We start from the raw sequence: 15,607 nt of genomic DNA, 5'->3' as shown, positions 1-15,607 counted from the left end.
CGGCGCGACGATAAGGAAGACGACCATGTTGGTGATTGAGAACCTGCAAGCGCGCGTTGATGCGGAAGACGGCGACGGCCGCCAGATCCTCAAGGGCGTGAGCCTGAAAGTCCCCGCGGGCGAGGTGCACGCGATCATGGGGCCCAATGGCTGCGGCAAGTCCACGCTGTCCTATGTGCTCTCGGGTCGGGACGGTTACGAGATCACCGGCGGCTCGATGAGCTTTGACGGTCAGGACCTCGCCGAGATGGAGCCCGAAGAGCGCGCCGCGGCGGGCGTCTTTCTGTCCTTCCAGTATCCGGTGGAAATCCCGGGCGTTCCGACCCTGACCTTCATCAAGGAAGCGCTGAACGCCCAGAAGCGTCTGCGCGGCGAGGACGAAGTCCCGGCGCCCGCCTTCATGAAGCTGGCGCGCGAAGCTGCGGCTCAGCTGGGCATCAGCAATGACATGCTCAAGCGCCCGGTGAATGTGGGCTTTTCGGGCGGTGAGAAGAAGCGCATGGAGATTTTCCAGGCGCTGATGCTGCAGCCCAAATTCCTGATCCTCGATGAGACCGATTCCGGGCTCGACATCGACGCTCTGAAGGTTGTCGCAGAAGGCGTGAACGCCCTGCGCAATGAAGAGCGCGGCATGCTGGTGATCACCCATTATCAGCGGCTGCTCGATTACCTCAAGCCGGACGTGGTTCATGTCATGGCGGCGGGCCGCATTCAGGAAACCGGCGGGCCCGAGCTGGCGCACAAGCTCGAAAAAGAGGGCTATGACAAATACGCAGGCGAGGCGGCGTAATGACGGTTGCGCTCAAACTTACGGACATGGAAACGGCGCTGATCGATCAGCTGCCGCAGGACGCGCCCCTGCGCGCCGTCCTCTCCGAACACGGCTTGCCGCATCGCCGGGTGGAAGAATGGAAATGGACCGATCTGCGCACGGTGGTGGGCAAGCTGCCCGCCGAGCCGGGCGTCCTGACCTTCACCATCTCACGTGAGCCTGACGCCTGGGCTGAACAGGACGAGGAGCCGAGCCTTCTCATGCCGCGCCTCGCTTCTGCACTTGGCGAGGATATTCAGGTCTACACGCTGGAAGACGGCGAGCGTCTGGAACTGGGCTTGGAAGCCAGCTCCGGCGTCTCCAACCAGCAGGTTCTGGTGCTGGTGCCTGAAGGCGTGAAGGCCGAGCTCGTTGAAAGCTATGCGGTGGAACCGGACGGCTTCGCCAATCTGACGCTGGTTATCGTCGTGATGCCGGGCGCCGAGCTGGATCGTGTGATCGAGCAGCATGCGTCCCCGGATGCGGCGCTGGTCGTGACGAGCCTGATTGATCTGGCGCCGGGCGCCAAGCTCAACCAGACGACGCTCGGTTTCGGCGCAAAACTCGCCCGGCTTGAAACCCATGTCAGCCATGCCGGCGAGGGCGCCGAGCTGCAGCTTGATGGCGCCTATGTGCTCGATGAGGGCCTGCATCTCGATCAGACCTCGCTTGTGCGCCATGAGGGCCCGAACGGGGTGACCAAGGAGCTGTTCAAGGGCGCGGCGGCCAGGGGCGCAAAAGGCGTCTTCCAGGGCAAGATCCATGTGGAGCAGGCGGCGCAGAAGACCGATGCCCAGATGCAGCATCGCGGCCTTTTGCTGGATGACAAGGCCGAGATCGACGCCAAGCCCGAGCTTGAGATTTACGCCGATGATGTGGTCTGCGCTCATGGCAACGCCTTTGGCGCTCTGGATGAGGACGCCCTGTTCTACATGCGTCAGCGCGGCTTGCCCGAGAGCAAGGCGCGGGCTCTTCTGACACAGAGCTTCCTGGCGGAACCGATCGAGCGCATTCGCGATGAGGATGACCGTGAGCGCCTGCTGGCGCGTCTTATGGTCGGGCTGGAGGCGCTGTCATGACCGCAGAGCTGAAACCTGTGGCCGGGCTGGACGTAATGGCGGTGCGCCGTCAGTTCCCGATCCTGACGCGTGAAGTGAATGGCAAGCCGCTCGTCTATCTCGACAGCGCGGCCTCGGCCCAGAAGCCGGAAGCCGTGATTGAAGGGGTGGCGAATGTCTGGCGTCACTCTTACGCCAACGTGCACCGGGGTCTGCATACCCTCGCCAATGAGGCCACTGAGGCGTTCGAGGCGAGCCGGGGCAAGCTGGCGCGCTTTCTGGGCGCCGCATCGCCGGACCAGATCGTGTTCACACGCGGCGCCACCGAGGCCATCAACCTTGTGGCCGACAGCTTTGGCGCGACGCTCAAAGAGGGCGACGAGATCATCGTCAGCCAGATGGAGCATCACTCCAACATCGTCCCCTGGCATTTCCTGCGTGAACGCAAGGGCGTGGTGCTCAAATGGGCGCCGGTGACCGATGACGGCGCGCTCGACATGGCGGCGTTCGAGAGCCTGCTGACCGAGCGCACGAAGATGGTCGCCATCACCCACATGTCCAACGTCATGGGCACGGTGTCTCCGATCGAAGCCATAGTGGAGAAGGCGCACGCGGTTGGCGCGGCGGTGCTGGTGGATGGCTCCCAGGGCGCGGTACACATGCCGGTCGATGTGCAGGCGCTTGGCTGTGACTTCTACGTGGTCACGGGGCACAAGCTGTATGGGCCCAACGGCGTCGGGGCGCTCTATGCGTCGGGTGACTGGCTGGATCGCTTGCGGCCCTATCAGGGCGGCGGCGAGATGATTGCGGAAGTGCGCGAGGACGGCGTGGTCTATGCCGACGTACCGCACAAGTTCGAGGCCGGAACACCCGTGATCGCCGAGGTGATCGGTCTGGGCGCCGCGCTTGACTGGCTCACGAGCCTCGACCGCATCGCACTGATGGAGCATGAGCGTCAGCTGATGGACCGGTTCGAAGCCGGTCTGGCGGACTTTGAGGGCGTAACGCTTCTTGGTCGGACCCAGGACAAGGGCGCCATCACCTCCTTCAGTCTGGAGGGCGCGCATCCGCATGATCTGGCGCAACTCATGGACAAGTATGGCGTCGCTGTGCGGGCCGGGCATCATTGCGCCCATCCTCTGATGCAGCGCTTCGGCGTGGTCGGAACGGTGCGCGCCAGCTTCGCCGCCTACAATAATGAGGCGGATGTGGACGCGGCGCTTGAAGCATTGCGAAAAGCCAAGAGCTTTCTCATCTAGAGGGCATGATGAGCATGGATACTGAACACAAGGCCGATGCACGTGACGTGCTGGATCTGGGCGCCGCCCCGTCCATGACCGAAGACAAGCCGGCTGAAGCGGGTGCGACCGTCTCGGTCCCTGAGGTTGAGGCAGACGCCAAGCAGGAGCTCGACATTCCGCAGGAAGAGATCGAGCGGATCACCCGCGATGTGATTGAAGCGCTCAAGACGGTGTTTGATCCGGAAATTCCGGTCGACATTTATGAGCTCGGCCTGATCTATCAGGTTGATCTTGAGCCGGATCATGTCCTGAAGGTCGAGATGACCCTGACGGCCCCGGGCTGTCCGGTGGCGGGCGAGATGCCCGGCTGGGTCCGGGACGCTTGTGAGACCGTCAAGGGCGTGGACCGCGCCGATGTCACGCTGACCTTTGACCCGCCCTGGTCGCCGGACCGCATGTCCGACGAAGCCAAGCTGACGCTGAACATGTTCTGAGGAGCCGATTATGGCCCGACAACGACCCAAGGCCGTCACCCTGACCGAAGCCGCCGCCACGCGCGTCAAGAAGCTCATGGCAGACCGGGATCTCGGCTATCTGCGCGTGGGCGTCAAGAATGGCGGCTGTGCGGGCATGGAATACGTCATGGACTATGTCGCCGAGCCCGATCCACTCGATGAGCGGGTCGAGGATCAGGGCGTCGAGATCGTGGTGGACGCCAAGTCCTTGCTGTTCCTGCTGGGCGCCCAGATCGATTATGAGGTTACTCCGCTGCACGCCAAGTTCGTCTTCCGCAATCCCAATGAGACGGATGCCTGCGGCTGCGGCGAGAGTGTGACCCTCGTGCCTGCGCAGGTCGCGGACTAGCCTTCAGCCTGCCACCAAAGCTTGCCTTTCTGCGGGACGCACGGCCTCATGCCGGTTCTGACGGAGGACTGGTGCTGTGAAACTCTTTGTGTCGCCGACCTCGCCCTATGCACGCAAATGCCGGGCGCTGATCATCGAGAAAAGCCTGGAGCACAAGATCGAAGTGATCGAGTGCGACCCACGCAGCGATCCGGCGGAGCTGCTGGACGCCAATCCGCTGGGCAAGGTTCCCGCCCTGACCCGCGAAGGCGCGCCGGCCTTGATGGATTCCCCTCTGATCTGCGAGTTCATCGACAGTCTGGATGACGAGAACTGGATTCCCAAGCGGGGCGCCAGCCGCATTCTGGTGCTGCGCCAGCAGGCTCTGGCCGACGGTCTGATCGATCTGACCATTGGCCGCCGCATCGAAATGCAACGGGAGGCGGACAAGCAATGGGATTACTGGTCCGAGCGGTGGGAGCGGGGCATTCGCCGCACGCTCGACGCGCTATACGCCGACCGCGGCCAGTATGAGCGGTCTGTGGATCTAGGGGCGCTCAGCGTTGCAGTTGCGCTGTTCTATCTGGACCTGCGCTACCCTGAGCTCGACTGGCGCGGAGACTATCCTGAACTGGGCGAATTCGCCGCGCGTTGGGATCAGCGCGCCAGCTTCGAACAGACGCGCCCGCCAGCGGCCTGACCAATCCGGGAAACAAGAAAGCCCTCATCCATGGATGAGGGCTTTCTTATAGCGCTGTGAGTTGCGTCAGGCAGCAGCCGTGCCGCGGCCTCCGTTCATCTCGGCCCCATCGACCGTGACGCGGTTCCGGCCTTTCTGCTTGGACTTGTACAGATTGGCGTCGCAGCGCTCGATCAGGCATTCCACAACCTCGGACGGTCGGAATTGCGACACGCCCATCGAAACGGTGATATTGCCAAGGTCTTCATTGGTCGACTTGCGCAACAGGCGTTTGCTTTCAACCACCTGTCGGATCTTTTCAGCGATTTCGGTTGCATCCTGCAAGGAGGTGTTGGGCATGACTATGCCGAATTCCTCGCCGCCATAGCGCGCCACGACATGATGGTCCGACGCGTAGCGCGCCAGACAGGCGGAGACAAAGCGGATGATCTGGTCTCCGGTCTGATGTCCCCAGGTGTCGTTGAAGCGCTTGAAGTGGTCGATATCGCAGAGCACGAGCGAGAAGGGCGCGCCGGTCAGATCCGCCTCTCGGCGTGACTTGCGCATGGATTCGTCAAAGCGTTTGCGATTGGCGACTCCGGTCAGGGCGTCGGTCATCGCTTCTTCGCGCACCTTTTCAAGATTGCTGCGAAGCTGGTTCACTTCCTGGCTGGTTTCCTGCAGGCGGCGTTCCAGATCACGCGAACGGCGCTGCATCCGCGCCGTGGCGGCGACGAGGCCTTCCACCATCTGCTTGATTGCGCTGGCGTCCGTCACCTTGTCGAGACGGCCTGAAGCGCCGGCCAGCTCCGCGCCATAGGCGGCGGTGTCACGCTCGGCGGCCTGAAGGGTCTGCACCACAGAGCCCAGTTCGCGACTCATCGCGCCGCCGGCGTCCAGGACGGCGCTCTGGATCCGCTTGAAACTGAAATGGGTGTCGTAAAGGTCTTCCAGAAGGTCGGGAGACATCGGTTCATCCCGATCCAGATGTCCCTGAATGACCGAACACAACTCCGGTATCGTATCAGACACATATGCGGTGAAAATCGCATAGTTGTGAGGCGTGGGCACAAGCCCGAGACTTGCCATCAAATCAAGCGCTTTGCGCCCGATCTCGATACCCTCAGCTGCGTGTAGACGACCGTTCAAAACGAACCCCTGACCTTGGACCGCTATTCTGCGGTTCTTGGCGGGAACTATCGCATCTGAATCAAAAGATCGGGTAAACGCAACGTCGATTTTGCCTAGGGAAGCGCGGGACGGAGCAAAAATTCCGGCACATGATCGCCAAACCCGACCGGGCTGAGATCGCGCTCATGGCGGTCCCGACGATCCTGACGCGAGGAGCGTTCATTGCGGGACGACCGTTCCTTGCGTTCGGGTTTGTCCTGGGCCGGGGCCGGAGCCGGGGCGCGCTCGGAGACTGCTTCGGCTTTTGCGGCTTCAGCGGCGGGCGCCTCGGCTTCAGGTTTGGCGCGGGAGCGCGAACGGCGACGGGATTTGGGTTTCTCGTCGACGGCTTCCGCCTTGGACGCTTCTGCAACCGGTGCCTCGGGAGCTTCGCCGGACAGCTTCAGCTCCGCCGGTTCCTTGCCGATCAGCTTGACGACCTTGGCGAGCGCCTTGTTGTCCTCTGAGGACACGAGCGTGACGGCTTCACCCTTCTGTCCCGCGCGGCCGGTCCGGCCGATGCGGTGCACATAGTCGTCAGCATTGCGCGGAATATCGACATTGAACACATGGCTCACCGCCGGAATATCGAGACCGCGGGCGGCCACGTCAGATGCGACCAGAAGACGCAGTTCTCCGGATTTGAATTCGGCCAGGGTTTTCGTGCGCTGGCTCTGGTCAAGATCGCCATGGATCGGAGCGGCGGAAAAGCCGTGGCGTTGCAGCGAGCGTGCGACAATATCCACGTCGCGCTTGCGATTGCAGAAGATGATGCCGTTCTTCACGCCGTCCCGGTTGATCGCGGCGCGCAGGGCTTCGCGCTTGGTGCGAGCCTGATTGTCGGACACGCGCAGGATGAACTGGGTGATCGTATCAGCCGTCTGAGCCGGGCGCGTCACTTCAACCCGCTCGGGATCACGCAGGAAGGTGTCCACCAGATGCTTGATCTCTCCCGGCATGGTGGCGGAGAAGAACAGGGTCTGACGGCGTGGCGGCAGCAATTTCAGGATCCGCTCGATATCGGGGATGAAGCCCATGTCGAGCATGCGGTCGGCTTCGTCGATCACGAGGATCTCGACGCCGGTCAGCAGGAGGCCGCCGCGTTCAAAGTGGTCCAGAAGCCGGCCTGGCGTCGCGATGAGGATGTCCGCGCCCTGATCCAGAATCTTCTTCTGCGGTTCAAACGACACGCCGCCAATCAGCAGCGCCATGTTGAGCTTGTGGTTCTTGGCGTAGAGCTTGACGTTGTCCGCCACTTGCGCCGCCAGTTCCCGGGTCGGCGCCAGCACCAGAGAGCGCGGCATGCGGGCGCGGGCGCGACCGCGCGAGAGGCGCTCGATCATGGGCAGGGTGAAGGATGCGGTCTTGCCGGTGCCGGTCTGGGCGATGCCCAGAACATCCCGCCCGGTGAGCGCAACCGGAATGGCGCCCTCCTGGATCGGAGTGGGTTTTTCGTAGCCGGCGTCAGCAATAGCTGACAGGAGTGCGGGGCTCAGCCCGAGGTCTTCAAACGTCATGCGCCTCTGAAGTCGCTTATTCGGTCAGGAGCGGGGTCGATCCTGGCTAACCGGCGCCAGCTCATCCGGCGCATTTGCGTGGCGCGAACATAAAAGGCCGGCGCGCGCTGTCAACGCGGCCGGCCCTTTTCTGTGACTTAAACGCCAGTGTGTGACGTTTAAGGGACGCGATCAGTGCTCGTAGGCGTACTGATGCTCGTCCACGATCTCCGCATAGCGGTCCCGCAGACGGGTCTGACGGGTTTCGAGGCTCTGGATCTCGCCATTGATGATGACGCTGGTGGGCGCGCTCATCACTTCCAGCGGGTCACCGTCCCAGACCACCACATCAGCCGCATAGCCGGACGCCAGGGCGCCAAAGCGGTCGCCGACGCCATAGATCTCGGCCGGCGTCAGCGTGATCGCCCGGAAGGCGTCCGCCCAGTCGGCCCCGTGCGCGACGGCGATGCCGGCATGCTGGGCCAGAAGCCGCGGGTTGAAGTAGAGGTCGGAGCCCAGCGTGGTGTATGCGAGCTGGACGCCCGCCTCGTGCAGGATCGACGCGCCTTCATTGGTGGAGGCGAGGGTGTCAAAGCTGTCGGGCAGGTTCCGCATGGGATCATAGATCACCGGAATGCTGGCGTCCGCGAGTTCATCCGCCACGAGATGCGCTTCAGCCCCGCCGGCGATGATCACTCGGATCGCGGGATACTGATCGGCGAAGGCGATAGCGCGACGGATATCCGCCGCCCGGTCCATCAGCATGATCAGCGGGATTTCGCCCCGCACCGCACTGACCAGCGCCGCTGCGTCATAGCGGTCAATGGCGTCGCCTTCATGATGGGACATGAAGCGCCCCGGATAGAAGCGGGCGTCCTCGATGGCGGCGCGCAGGAAGGCCCAGGCCGCCGTCCGTGATCCGCCCGCTGTGCGGCCCCCGGACTGGGACATGTCCACCAGCATGAACTGGCGGGTTGCAAACAGGCTGTCTTCCGACCCCGTCGCATCCGCCAGCGCGCCGCGTCCGGCCAGAATGGCCGAGCCGGTCGTGGGATGAACGGCAAACCGGGTGACGCCTTCAAGGCGCGCCGAGTCGATATGGGTGGCGGACGGGTTGAAACCGTCCGCCCCACATTCACGCAGCGGTGAAGCTGCTGTCATCGGCGGCGTCGTCATGGGTGGAAGGCTCGGCGCCCACCTCGATCAGACCGAGCTGGGTCTGGGGATGGAACAGGCCCGGCGTAATCCAGCCGCCTTGGGCGTCGATGACTTCGATCGAGTCATCCTGCACCTCACCGGAATCGCCCACAGAGACAATGACGCCGTCGCGGATCACCACGGCGCCGTTCTCAATCACGCCGGTGCTGGTGTTGGTGATCACGCGGCCATTGTTGATGACGAGCGTCTGCGCGCTGGCGGGGGCGATGACGGCCGCTGCCAGCAGAAGCGATGTCAGGAGCTTTTTCATCAGTAGTCTCCTTCACCGGGTTGGCCGAGCATGAAGTCGCGCACGGTGCGACGCTCGGGATCGGCGCGGTCGAACATCAGCGCGCCGTCGATATAGACGTTGTCCGCCAGCGCATAACTGGAGAACGGGTGACCGGACCACAGGACGAGGTCGGCGCGCTTGCCTTCCTCGATGGAGCCCGTCTGGTCGAAGATTCCCAGAGCGCGGGCCGGGTTCGATGTGAACCAGCTCACGGCCTCGGCATCGGAGATCTCGATGCCCATCCGGCGCCCATCCGACAGGGCTTTGGCGACTTCGTGATTGAGGCGCTGGATGCCGAGATCGGAGTCCGAATGGATCATGGCGCAGGCCCCGCCCGCATGGGTGAGCGGCAGGTTCTCACGGATGGAGTCATAGGCCTCCATCTTGAAGCCGCCCCAGTCCGCCCATACGGCGGCGCACGTGTTGTGCTCGGCCAGGAGGTCAGGAATCTTGTAGGCCTCCACAGCGTGATGGAAGGTGGTGACCTGGTAGTCGAACTCCTCGGCGAGATCGAGGATCATCGCCATTTCATCGGCGCGATAGCAGTGCATCTGGACCAGGATTTCCCCTTCGAGCACGCCCATCAGCGTGTCGAGCTCGAAATTGCGGGTGGGCGGATCGACATCCTCGCCCGCCTCGGCGGCCTCCCAGTATTCGTGCCAGCTCTGACGGTAATCGCTCGCCTGCTGCCAGGCTTGCCGGTAACCGGCGAGATTGCCCATGCGGGTGGCGGGACCGCCGCGGTTGCCGTAAACGCGCTTGGGGTTTTCGCCACAGGCCATTTTCAGCGTATAGGGCGCGTCCGGAAACTTCATGCCCTGCATGGTCCGCGAGGGCACATTGCGCAGCGTGACGCCGCGTCCGCCAAACAGGTTCGCGGACCCGGGCAGGATATGCAGCGTGGTCACGCCGGAGGCCAGCGCGGTATCAAAGCCGGGATCCTGGGGCCAGACGCTATGCTCGGCCCAGACTTCGGCGGTGACGGGCGCCACAGCTTCGTTGCCATCAGAGTGCGCGTTCACGCTGGGGGAGGGATACACCCCGAGGTGTGAGTGAATGTCCACGACGCCGGGCGTGATGAACCGGCCCCGAGCGTCGATAACGCTGGCGCCCTCTGGCGCGGACAGGCCTGAACCGATCGCTGCGATGCGCCCGTTCTCGATCAGGATATCCGTGTTCTCGAGCTGACCGCCCACGCCGTCGAAGACCGTGGCGCCCGTCAGGAGCGTCACGCCGGACGGGACCGGTTCATAGGTGCTCGGAAACGGATTGGGATCATAGCGGACGACATCGACATCGCCGTTCTGATCCGATCCGGAGCTGGTGTCGTTTGAGCACGCGGCGAGGCCGACAACGGACAAGGCCGCTATCGACGCGCCGAGCGCCTTCAGTGTTCTGTGCACGGAACTCTCCCCTTATTATCGCGCCGGTCGTGAGGCGCGGATCGCGAAGCCGCAGACTGGCTTAATTTGAAGGGGTGAGGGAAGGTGTTACTTGATAACCCCGAAAGGCGGTTCGACCCGGCTCCCCCTCAATGGCGCCATTTCCGCCTCGTCTTCGCCCCTTTGCAGTGAGACACCCCACAGACTTCATCACAGGGGACGACCTATGAAATCTGCATCTATTGGCCTGTGCGCGCTGTTTCTCGGCCTGACCGCAAGCGCGTCAGGTTGGGCGCAGCAGGCGCCGTCGGAAATCAGGATCAGTCGCCAACCCCATCTCGAGTTTATCGGAGATCGGCAGATCAGTTTCATTGCCCGGGATCTGGAAACTGGCGAAACACATATCCTGGAGGGCAGTGAGCCGGATCATCGTCGTGGTCCGTGGTCGACCTTCAAGATTCCCAATCTGGTCATTGCGCTTGAAACCGGGGCGGCGGAGAGCCTCGACACTGAGCTGCCCTGGGACTCGGCCCAGCGTCCGCCCGCCAGCTATTGGCCAGAGGACTGGCGGCAGGACCAGACCCTGAGAAGCGCCTTTGTCCGGTCGGCCGCCTGGGCGTTCCAGGATCTGGCGCTCGAGATCGGGACGGACATCTATCAGGACATCCTGCCGGCCTGGTCGTATGGGGATGCAGAAGTCGCAGACGGCTCGGACCGGTTCTGGCTCGACCATACGCTGGAAATCTCTCCCAGAGAGCAGATCAATTTTCTCGAGCATCTTCTGAAGCGAGAGCTTGGCGTCAGTGAAGCGAGCCTCGCAGCGCTTGATGAGGTGTCTCTCGCAGGCCAGCGCCCTGATGGCGAGCTTCATGGCAAGACGGGCGCAGGCCCGGTTGTGCTGACCGACCAGGATGGCCGCTATGAGGGCTGGTATGTCGGCTATCTGGTTCGGGAGGAGCGAGCCCCGATCGTTTTCGCTCTCCATGCCGAAGCATCCAGCTTTGATGATGTCAGGCTCTTTCGCCGACAAATGGCGGAGCGATTGCTGACCGACGCCACCTCGTACGCACATCCGTAAAAAAATGCGGGCCCTCCCTGGGAGGGCCCGCAGATTTACACCGAGGGGAATCACTCTTCGGCGTCGGAGGTCTCGTGATAGGCGGCGGACCAGATATGGGCGTCGAGCGTGCACTGAAGTTCGGGATAGCGCTGCCCGACCTGATAGGGGCCTTGATAAACCGGACATTCGCAGCTGGTCAGCCCATTCTCATCCGCCCGGCATGGAGCAGTCATGCAGCCGGCATAGGAGGCCGACTCAAGCTGGGTGCAATCGGTCGTTCCGAGCTCATGCACGTCCCGATAGGCGAATGAGAATGTCGAGATCAGGACTGCATCGCCCAATTCCGGGTACAGTGTCTGGGGCACGCCCTCCGCGGGATTGCCCAGAAAGCCGCATACAGGCGCCTGCTCGCACTCGGCCCGGGCAGCTATGACTCCGTCCGGCTCCCGGCAGTCATGGTGTAGCGAGTACAGATTGAGACAGCGTTCGCCGGTCTCGCCGCAACGTGCGATCGTCAGCTCGCGAACCGTTTCATTGAGGATCGAGCCGACTTCAACATAGTTCCAGGTTTGCTCGCCTTGATAGCGGCCATCCGGCAGGGCGTAACAGGTACACGCCGCAGTATTGGAAATATTGGGATTGCAGGGCAGTGGCGGGGATGTGGTCCCGACCTTTGTGGGCTGTTCGCCAGAGGGCCCCGAATAATAGCACAGCGCATACCCATTGCCGCGGCACGCCAGAAAATCGGTTCTCGTCTGGTACTCGTCCGCTCGGGGCGGCTCGTCATCCTGTGCAAGCGCCTGCGATCCACCGAGAAGCAGGGTGAATGCCATGAAGATCAAGAAGAGACGTGCCGTCATGGGGCCTCCGATGCGCCAGACCCTGATCACACGCGCAGAGGGCGCGCGCCTGTCAGGAGAATGACGTTAATCGAAAAACAACCCATAGGCGAGTCCCGGGTCGAGACTCTTCCCGCTAGCGATGAAGGCTGTCGATCAATGGGCCGGTATGGAGCCTAGACGTCCACGTCTTCCACGAAGGGAGCATTGTCCTGAATGAACTGGAAGCGCAGTTCAGGTTTCTTGCCCATCAGGGTTTCCACCAGCGCATCGGCGCTTTCGCGCATTTCAGGCGTCACGACGACCCGCGCCAGCGACCGGCTCTCCGGCAGCATTGTGGTGGATTTGAGCTGGGGCGGGGTCATTTCACCCAGACCTTTGAAGCGGCCGACTTCAACCTTGCCCTTCTTGAAGGCCGTCTCCAGAAGGCGGTCCTTCTCGACATCATCCTGGGCATAGAGCGTCTTGCCGCCCTGGGTCAGGCGGTAGAGCGGCGGCTGGGCCATGAAGAGCCTGCCAGATTCAATCAGGCCAGGCAGGAATTTGTAGAAGAAGGTCGCCAGGAGCGCAGCAATGTGAGCGCCGTCCACATCGGCGTCACACATGATGATGACGCGCTCATAGCGAAGGTCCTCAAGGTCGAATTTCTTGCCCGGCTGCACGCCGAGCGCCAGCAGGAGGTCAGAGATTTCCTGATTGGCGGCGATCTTGTCCGCGGTGGCCGACGCAACGTTCAGGATCTTGCCGCGCAGGGGCAGGATGGCCTGGGTCTTCCGGTCGCGCGCCTGTTTGGCGGAGCCGCCTGCAGAATCACCCTCGACCAGGAACAGCTCGGCGCCTTCGGCGGAATTCTGGGAACAATCCGCCAGCTTGCCCGGCAGGCGCAGCTTGCGGGTGGCGGACTGGCGCTTGACCTCTTTCTCGCGCTTGCGCTTGAGCCGGTCCTCAGCCCGATCAACCGCCCATTCCACGAGACGCGCAGCGTCCTTGGGACGGCCCGCCAGCCAGTGATCGAACTGGTCGCGAATGGCCTGTTCGACCAGACGGCCCGCCTCGGCGGTGGACAGCCTGTCCTTGGTCTGTCCCTGGAATTCGGGATCCTTGATGAAGACCGATATCAGAACGCCGGCGCCGCCCATCACATCATCAGCCGTGATCTGGGCGGCTTTCTTCACATTGGCGAGCTCGCCATAGGCGCGAAGGCCCTTGGACAGGGCGGATCGCAGGCCTTGTTCGTGCGTTCCACCCATAGGTGTGGGGACGGTGTTGCAGAAGCTCTGGCAGAAGCTGTCATCGGGACCGAAACCGTTCTCGGAAAACGCGACCGCCCATTCCACGGCGCCCATCCGTCCGTCACGCTCGACGCGGCCCGCGAACTGGTCGGTGACCAGAGCTGCGCCCGGTGTGAGCTCGACGAGCCGGTCAGCGAGACCGCCCGGGAAGGCGAGGGTGGTTTCAGCCGGAATGTCCGTTCCTTCAACGAGGCTTTCGGGGCATTTCCAGCGGATCTGCACGCCACGGCGCAAGAACGCCTTGGCGCGCGCCATGTTGAAGATGCGCGGCGCCTTAAGAATGGCGCGCGGGCCGAAGATTTCCGGATCAGGCTTGAATCGAACAGTGGTGCCGCGCCGGTTCGGCGCGCCGCCGACCTTTTCGACCGGGCCCTGGGGAATCCCGCGCACATAGACCTGACGCCAGAGTGTCTTGTCGCGCGCCACCTCGACCTCGACCAACTCGGACAGGGCGTTCACCACGGACACGCCCACCCCGTGAAGGCCGCCGGCGGTCTGGTAGGCCTTGTCTGAGAATTTGCCACCTGCGTGAAGCGTGGTCAGCACGACTTCGAGCGCGGATTTGTCGGGAAACTTGGGATGCGGATCGACGGGGATGCCCCGACCGTTATCGCTTACGGAGACGAAGCCATCCTCATCCATTGTGACTTCGATGCGGTCGGCATGGCCGGCCACGGCTTCATCCATCGAGTTGTCGAGGATTTCTGCAAACAGGTGATGCAGCGCCCGCTCATCGGTGCCGCCGATATACATGCCCGGACGCTTGCGGACCGGCTCCAGGCCCTCGAGCACCTCGATCGAGGAGGCGTCATACCCCTTGTTCTCCGCAGAGGCGGCCGGGATGGGAGCGGCGGGTTTCGGTGCGGCGGGCGGAGGCGCGGGCGGCGTTTGCCGGGGCGGTTCCGCTGTCGATTGAGCAGCAGGCGCGGGATCAGGCGTCGTCACACGCGGCGCGGACGGGGAGGCCGGCCCTTTGGGCGCGGACGGAGCGGAAAACAGATCGTCTTGCGAATCATCAGCCATCACAGCGTAACTTGCCTCACGCCCGGCCCGGCGTGTAGTGGGCGAAGCAGCCTGCACCGCAATGCCATGTGGAAAGCTTGACGCGATGAAGCCTCTGACGGATCTGCAAGCCCTGCTCGAGGGGCTCGAGCCGGTGCTCGACCCTCATCCCTACGCCTATGCCAGGCTGGATATGCTGACAGAAACGCTGTGCGAGATCGCTTTCGCGACATTCCGGGAGGAGGAGGGAGTCTCGATCATCGCTCTGCTTGATGATCTGGAGACATTGGGGCTTGAACCGATCCATATCTGTCGTCGGATCACACTCAGCGTGCATTCCGCATTGGAGGCAGTGGGTTTGACGGCGAGCATCGCTCAGGCCCTGTCAGAGCGCGGGATCAGCGCCAATGTCGTGGCGGCGCTTCACCATGACCATGTCTTTGTGGCTGAGGACAGGGCGCGGGATGCGCTTGAGGTGCTGCAGGCGCTTTCCCGTGCGGCGCGATCCTAGTCGCTAGAAGAACGGGATCAGTCCGCGGTTGAGGCGACGCTCGCAGCGGCGGATCTGGGAATCGTATCGCTCTGCATCTGTCTGCACGGTTCGGGCCGCACGCAGCAGCCAGTCCTTGTTGCGATAGGTGCGCCGGTTAAAGCCCCCATGACCTTCGTGATAGGCCAGATAGAGCGAATAGGGATCATCTAGGGCTATGCCCGAGAGGCGCTGGGATTTGCTCGCATACCAGCCGATAAAGTCCACGGCGTCGCCAAAGTCGTCGCGGTCCGCCCCCCGCCGTCCCGTGTCCTCGCGATACCAGTCCCAGGTGCTGTTGAGCGCCTGCGCATAGCCATAGGCGGAAGAGGGACGGGCGCCGGGAATGACGCCCAGCAGGCGTCTCCGCGCCGGTCGCGCATGACGATTGAAGCTGGATTCCTTTTTCAGGAAGGCGAGCTGGGTGCCGGGCGAAATGCCCCAGCGCCGTTCAGTTCGCTGCAGATCCCGCCACCAGCTGCGATTGTCCTGCAAGATGAGGCAGGCGTCATGAACCTGATCAGGCGGGCCGGACGCGCAGCCTGACAGAAGAACAAGACCAACAAGGCCAAGAATGACGGACCGGATCACCATGTCCGCACTCTGCTCTCACACGGTTAACCGGCAGTGAAACCCTGACGGGCGCCAAATGAAAAACGCACGCCTGTGCAAGCGTGCGCGTTTCGTGTGCGAGGGGAAGCGTGGGGTCGGCGCGC

The 15,607-nt window shown here is 63.0% G+C and carries 16 protein-coding genes; 8 read left to right on the top strand and 8 right to left on the bottom strand.

Annotation, left to right across the window (positions count from 1 at the left end; genetic code table 11):
• Window positions 1-25: 25 nt before the first annotated feature.
• The 6 genes from sufC (at window position 26) to OA2633_RS03190 (ending at window position 4,653) form a co-directional block, all read left to right on the top strand.
• Entirely contained in the window at window positions 26-790 is a 765-nt protein-coding gene (sufC, locus tag OA2633_RS03215; protein ID WP_009801049.1) for a Fe-S cluster assembly ATPase SufC, read from the top strand.
• Window positions 790-1,890 (top strand): Fe-S cluster assembly protein SufD, encoded by a 1,101-nt coding sequence (sufD, locus tag OA2633_RS03210; RefSeq protein WP_009801048.1) that lies wholly within the window; start codon window positions 790-792, stop codon window positions 1,888-1,890. Before sufC ends, sufD begins: the two co-directional genes overlap by 1 nt.
• Window positions 1,887-3,128, top strand: a complete 1,242-nt coding sequence (locus OA2633_RS03205; protein WP_009801047.1) for an aminotransferase class V-fold PLP-dependent enzyme — start codon at window positions 1,887-1,889, stop codon at window positions 3,126-3,128. The genes sufD and OA2633_RS03205 overlap by 4 nt, the downstream gene beginning before the upstream one ends.
• A 74-nt stretch (window positions 3,129-3,202) precedes the next feature.
• The gene (locus OA2633_RS03200) at window positions 3,203-3,604 is read left to right on the top strand and encodes an SUF system Fe-S cluster assembly protein (RefSeq protein WP_040612998.1); all 402 of its coding nucleotides are present in this window, start codon (window positions 3,203-3,205) and stop codon (window positions 3,602-3,604) included.
• 10 nt (window positions 3,605-3,614) lie between these two features.
• Window positions 3,615-3,974 carry an iron-sulfur cluster assembly accessory protein gene (locus OA2633_RS03195; RefSeq protein ID WP_009801045.1) on the top strand — a complete coding sequence of 120 codons (360 nt, stop codon included), beginning with the start codon at window positions 3,615-3,617 and terminating at the stop codon, window positions 3,972-3,974.
• A gap of 76 nt (window positions 3,975-4,050) precedes the next feature.
• Complete coding sequence (locus OA2633_RS03190) at window positions 4,051-4,653, top strand: glutathione S-transferase (protein WP_009801044.1); 603 nt, start codon at window positions 4,051-4,053, stop codon at window positions 4,651-4,653.
• 66 nt (window positions 4,654-4,719) lie between these two features.
• On the opposite strand, the gene OA2633_RS03185 is transcribed toward OA2633_RS03190, so the two are convergent.
• From OA2633_RS03185 to OA2633_RS03170, 5 genes are all read right to left on the bottom strand, one after another.
• Window positions 4,720-5,601, bottom strand: coding sequence for a GGDEF domain-containing protein (locus OA2633_RS03185; RefSeq protein ID WP_241760686.1), 882 nt, complete (start codon window positions 5,599-5,601; stop codon window positions 4,720-4,722).
• 275 nt (window positions 5,602-5,876) lie between these two features.
• Complete coding sequence (locus tag OA2633_RS03180) at window positions 5,877-7,319, bottom strand: DEAD/DEAH box helicase (protein WP_009801042.1); 1,443 nt, start codon at window positions 7,317-7,319, stop codon at window positions 5,877-5,879.
• Window positions 7,320-7,490: 171 nt separating this feature from the next.
• Window positions 7,491-8,459 carry an amidohydrolase family protein gene (locus OA2633_RS03175; protein WP_009801041.1) on the bottom strand — a complete coding sequence of 323 codons (969 nt, stop codon included), beginning with the start codon at window positions 8,457-8,459 and terminating at the stop codon, window positions 7,491-7,493.
• Window positions 8,434-8,766, bottom strand: coding sequence for a putative amidohydrolase family protein (locus OA2633_RS16450; protein WP_009801040.1), 333 nt, complete (start codon window positions 8,764-8,766; stop codon window positions 8,434-8,436). Before OA2633_RS16450 ends, OA2633_RS03175 begins: the two co-directional genes overlap by 26 nt.
• A complete protein-coding gene (locus OA2633_RS03170) occupies window positions 8,766-10,190 on the bottom strand; it encodes an amidohydrolase (RefSeq protein ID WP_040612416.1) in 1,425 nt (474 codons plus the stop codon). Before OA2633_RS03170 ends, OA2633_RS16450 begins: the two co-directional genes overlap by 1 nt.
• Window positions 10,191-10,395: 205 nt before the next feature.
• Between OA2633_RS03170 and OA2633_RS03165 the strand changes: the two genes are divergently transcribed.
• Complete coding sequence (locus tag OA2633_RS03165) at window positions 10,396-11,247, top strand: serine hydrolase (protein WP_009801038.1); 852 nt, start codon at window positions 10,396-10,398, stop codon at window positions 11,245-11,247.
• 50 nt (window positions 11,248-11,297) lie between these two features.
• On the opposite strand, the gene OA2633_RS03160 is transcribed toward OA2633_RS03165, so the two are convergent.
• Together OA2633_RS03160 and parE are read right to left on the bottom strand one after the other, a co-directional pair.
• Window positions 11,298-12,089, bottom strand: a complete 792-nt coding sequence (locus OA2633_RS03160; protein ID WP_009801037.1) for a hypothetical protein — start codon at window positions 12,087-12,089, stop codon at window positions 11,298-11,300.
• Between the two features lie 155 nt (window positions 12,090-12,244).
• Window positions 12,245-14,383: a DNA topoisomerase IV subunit B gene (gene parE, locus OA2633_RS03155; RefSeq protein ID WP_009801036.1), complete on the bottom strand. Its 2,139-nt coding sequence runs from the start codon at window positions 14,381-14,383 to the stop codon at window positions 12,245-12,247.
• An 85-nt stretch (window positions 14,384-14,468) separates the two neighbouring features.
• On the opposite strand from parE, the gene OA2633_RS03150 reads away from it, so the two are divergent.
• On the top strand, window positions 14,469-14,873 hold the full coding sequence (locus OA2633_RS03150; protein ID WP_009801035.1) for an ACT domain-containing protein: 405 nt from the start codon (window positions 14,469-14,471) through the stop codon (window positions 14,871-14,873).
• A 3-nt stretch (window positions 14,874-14,876) separates the two neighbouring features.
• Here OA2633_RS03150 and OA2633_RS03145 read toward each other — a convergent pair whose 3' ends face one another.
• Entirely contained in the window at window positions 14,877-15,485 is a 609-nt protein-coding gene (locus OA2633_RS03145) for a membrane protein (RefSeq protein ID WP_009801034.1), read from the bottom strand.
• Between the last annotated feature and the right edge of the window lie 122 nt (window positions 15,486-15,607).

This window comes from Oceanicaulis sp. HTCC2633, assembly GCF_000152745.1.
Classification (GTDB): Bacteria; Pseudomonadota; Alphaproteobacteria; order Caulobacterales; family Maricaulaceae; genus Oceanicaulis.
Note: the sequence above shows the minus strand (reverse complement) of the source record. Positions and strands in the feature narration are given on the sequence as shown.

Excerpts from the sequence above, each read along its gene's own strand:
- OA2633_RS03175 (WP_009801041.1), bottom strand. The coding sequence starts at position 8,459 with ATGACAGCAGCTTCACCGCTGCGTGAATGTGGGGCGGACGGTTTCAAC.
- OA2633_RS03165 (WP_009801038.1), top strand. The coding sequence starts at position 10,396 with ATGAAATCTGCATCTATTGGCCTGTGCGCGCTGTTTCTCGGCCTGACC.
- OA2633_RS03150 (WP_009801035.1), top strand. The coding sequence starts at position 14,469 with ATGAAGCCTCTGACGGATCTGCAAGCCCTGCTCGAGGGGCTCGAGCCG.
- OA2633_RS03145 (WP_009801034.1), bottom strand. The coding sequence starts at position 15,485 with ATGGTGATCCGGTCCGTCATTCTTGGCCTTGTTGGTCTTGTTCTTCTG.
- sufC (WP_009801049.1), top strand. The coding sequence starts at position 26 with ATGTTGGTGATTGAGAACCTGCAAGCGCGCGTTGATGCGGAAGACGGC.
- OA2633_RS03185 (WP_241760686.1), bottom strand. The coding sequence starts at position 5,601 with ATGTCTCCCGACCTTCTGGAAGACCTTTACGACACCCATTTCAGTTTC.
- OA2633_RS03180 (WP_009801042.1), bottom strand. The coding sequence starts at position 7,319 with ATGACGTTTGAAGACCTCGGGCTGAGCCCCGCACTCCTGTCAGCTATT.
- OA2633_RS03200 (WP_040612998.1), top strand. The coding sequence starts at position 3,203 with ATGACCGAAGACAAGCCGGCTGAAGCGGGTGCGACCGTCTCGGTCCCT.
- OA2633_RS16450 (WP_009801040.1), bottom strand. The coding sequence starts at position 8,766 with ATGAAAAAGCTCCTGACATCGCTTCTGCTGGCAGCGGCCGTCATCGCC.
- OA2633_RS03195 (WP_009801045.1), top strand. The coding sequence starts at position 3,615 with ATGGCCCGACAACGACCCAAGGCCGTCACCCTGACCGAAGCCGCCGCC.
- OA2633_RS03205 (WP_009801047.1), top strand. The coding sequence starts at position 1,887 with ATGACCGCAGAGCTGAAACCTGTGGCCGGGCTGGACGTAATGGCGGTG.
- sufD (WP_009801048.1), top strand. The coding sequence starts at position 790 with ATGACGGTTGCGCTCAAACTTACGGACATGGAAACGGCGCTGATCGAT.
- OA2633_RS03160 (WP_009801037.1), bottom strand. The coding sequence starts at position 12,089 with ATGACGGCACGTCTCTTCTTGATCTTCATGGCATTCACCCTGCTTCTC.
- parE (WP_009801036.1), bottom strand. The coding sequence starts at position 14,383 with ATGGCTGATGATTCGCAAGACGATCTGTTTTCCGCTCCGTCCGCGCCC.